Source organism: Actinotignum vesiculae, assembly GCF_051267215.1.
GTDB classification, from domain to species: domain Bacteria; phylum Actinomycetota; class Actinomycetes; order Actinomycetales; family Actinomycetaceae; genus Actinotignum; species Actinotignum schaalii.
Map to the genome: position 1 here is coordinate 1 of NZ_JBOZGG010000026.1, position 3,241 is coordinate 3,241.

Annotated in this window: 1 rRNA gene; it reads left to right on the forward strand. The window is 53.2% G+C overall.

Features of this window, described 5'->3' with window-relative positions:
* The first annotated feature begins 65 nt into the window (after positions 1–65).
* Positions 66–3,172: ribosomal RNA gene (locus ACRQHG_RS09335) — 23S ribosomal RNA — on the forward strand.
* The last annotated feature ends 69 nt before the right edge of the window (positions 3,173–3,241 follow it).

The following is a 3,241-nucleotide window of genomic DNA, read 5'->3' on the forward strand; positions in this document are numbered from 1 at the left end:
TGTGTGTTTGTTGTGTGATTTTGCGTAATGTAAACGATTTTGTTTTGAGTTTCTTGTTTATTGTTTTTTTGGTGTTGTAGGGCGTTTGGTGGATGCCTTGGTGCGTATGGGCCGAAGAAGGACGTTGTAGCCTGCGATATGCCTCGGGGAATTGGCTAGCGAGTGGTGATCCGAGGGTGTCCGAATGGGGGAACCTAGCCTGGGTTATGCCGGGTTGCTGCCAGCTGAATTGATAGGTTGGTGGTGGGAACGTGGGGAAGTGAAACATCTTAGTACCTGCTGGAAAAGATATTTTGTGAGTAGTGGCGAGCGAAAGCGAAGGAGCCTAAACCTTGTGTGTGTGATACTTGTCGGGGGTTGCATGCAAGGTGTTGTGGGGTGTTGTCTTCCTACTACCGACATGGTGGGGCGTAGTGATAAATCAGGGGTATAGGTGAAGGGTTTGGGAAGGCCTGCCGTAGACCGTGATAGCCGGGTAGCTGAAATGTTCCTGACTACGTGACAATGTGCCCGAGTAGCACGGGGCTCGTGGAATCTCGTGTGAATCTGCCAAGACCACTTGGTAAGGCTAAATACCCGTCGTGACCGATAGTGGATTAGTACCGTGAGGGAATGGTGAAAAGTACCCCGGGAGGGGAGTGAAATAGTGCCTGAAACCAGGCGCCTACAAACTGTCAGAGCCACATTATTGGTGGTGATGGCGTGCCTATTGAAGAATGAGCCTGCGAGTTAGGATGTGTGGCGAGGTTAACCCGTGTGGGGTAGTCGTAGCGAAAGCGAGTCTGAAGAGGGCGTTTTTAGTTGCATGTTCTAGACCCGAAGCGGGGTGATCTACCCATGGCCAGGGTGAGGCACGTGTAAGAGCGTGTGGAGGCCCGAACCCACCAGGGTTGAAAACCTGGGGGATGAGTTGTGGGTAGGGGTGAAAGGCCAATCAAACTCCGTGATAGCTGGTTCTCCCCGAAATGCATTTAGGTGCAGCGTTGCGTGGTTCTTTGTGGGGGTAGAGCTACTGGTTGGCTGATGGGCCTGATTTGGTTACTGACGTCAGCCAAACTCCGAATACCATGAAGTTGAGCGTGGCAGTGAGACTGTGGGGGATAAGCTTCATAGTCGAGAGGGAAACAGCCCAGATCGCCGGTTAAGGCCCCTAAGTGTGTGCTAAGTGGGAAAGGATGTTTAGTTGCTGTGACAACCAGGAGGTTGGCTTAGAAGCAGCCATCCTTGAAAGAGTGCGTAATAGCTCACTGGTCAAGTGATTGAGCGCCGACAATGTAGCGGGGCTGAAGTACACCGCCGAAACCGCGGCAGTAATTGTTTTTACTGGGTAGGGGAGCGTCCTGCGCGAGGTGAAGCCATGGTGTGAACTTGTGGTGGATTGTGTGGGAGTGAGAATGCAGGCATGAGTAACGTTTGGGAGGTGAGAATCCTTCCCGCCGTATGACTAAGGGTTCCAGGGGTAGGTTCGTCCTCTCTGGGTTAGTCGGGTCCTAAGGCGAGGCCGACAGGCGTAGTCGATGGGTGACCAGTTCTTATTCTGGTACCGGTTTTATTGCGTCCAGTGTCTTCTGCGTTGATGCTAACCATCCCGTCTATGCCATGTAAGCAAGCATGATTTTTGTTGTGTTTGTTGTTGGTGTGGGTGGCGTGGGGTCCTAAGTGTGGGAGGCAAGCGTGTTAACAGGTGTGACGCAGGGAGGTAGCTTCGCGTGCCTAATGGCTTGGCGCGTTTAAGGGTGTGGCCCGTCTCTTTGGTAAATCCGGGGGACATTGTGGGTGAGGCCTGATGGTGACCACTTTTTGTGGGAAGTAGGGTGATCCTGTACTGCCGAGAAAAGCATCGACGTGAGTAATATGACCGCCCGTACCCGAAACCGACACTGGTAGTTGGGTAGAGCATACTAAGGCGTGCGAGTGAATCGTGGTTAAGGAACTCGGCAAAATGCCCCCGTAACTTTGGGAGAAGGGGGGCCCACTCTTTACACGCCCCGTGTCTGGGTGTTGTGGGGGGTTGGGTCGCAGAGTCTAGGGAGAAGCGACTGTTTATCAAAAACACAGGTCCGTGCGAAGCTGTAAGGCGATGTATACGGACTGACGCCTGCCCGGTGCTGGAAGGTTAAGCGGACTGGTTAGCCCCTTATGGGGGCGAGGCTGGGAAGTTAAGCCCCAGTAAACGGCGGTGGTAACTATAACCATCCTAAGGTAGCGAAATTCCTTGTCGGGTAAGTTCCGACCTGCACGAATGGCGTAACGACTTCTCTACTGTCTCGACCACGAGCTCGGTGAAATTGCATTACGAGTAAAGATGCTCGTTTCGCGCAGCAGGACGGAAAGACCCCGGGACCTTTACTATAGCTTGGTATTGGTGTTCGGTACGGTTTGTGTAGGATAGGTGGGAGACTGTGATGCATGGACGCTAGTTTGTGTGGAGTCGTTGTTGAAATACCACTCTGGTCGTATTGCATGTCTAACTTTGGTCCGTGATCCGGGCTAAGGACAGTGCCTGGTGGGTAGTTTAACTGGGGCGGTTGCCTCCTAAAGGGTAACGGAGGCGCTCAAAGGTTTCCTCAGCCTGGTTGGTCATCAGGTGGTGAGTGTAAGTGTAGAAGGAAGCTTGACTGTGAGACAGACATGTCGAGCAGGTACGAAAGTAGGAACTAGTGATCCGGCGGTGGCTTGTGGAAGCGCCGTCGCTCAACGGATAAAAGGTACCCCGGGGATAACAGGCTGATCCTGCCCAAGAGTTCATATCGACGGCATGGTTTGGCACCTCGATGTCGGCTCGTCGCATCCTGGGGCTGGAGTAGGTCCCAAGGGTTGGGCTGTTCGCCCATTAAAGCGGTACGCGAGCTGGGTTCAGAACGTCGTGAGACAGTTCGGTCCCTATCCGCTGCGCGCGTTTGAGAATTGAGAAGGGCTGTTCCTAGTACGAGAGGACCGGGACGGACGAACCTCTAGTGTGCCAGTTGTTCCGCCAGGGGCATTGCTGGTTGGCCACGTTCGGGAGGGATAACCGCTGAAAGCATCTAAGCGGGAAGCCTGCTTCGAGATTAGTTCTCGTTCCACTGTTTGTGGGTGAGGTCCCCGGTTGATGATCGGGTTGATAGGCCAGGGATGTAAGGCTTGTGAGGGTTTTAGTTGACTGGTACTAATGGACCGATAACCAAAAATTACGATAGACGGGTTGCTTGATAAGCGTGGGATTATTGATGTTTGCGTTCACTGTGCGATGACTGGCCAC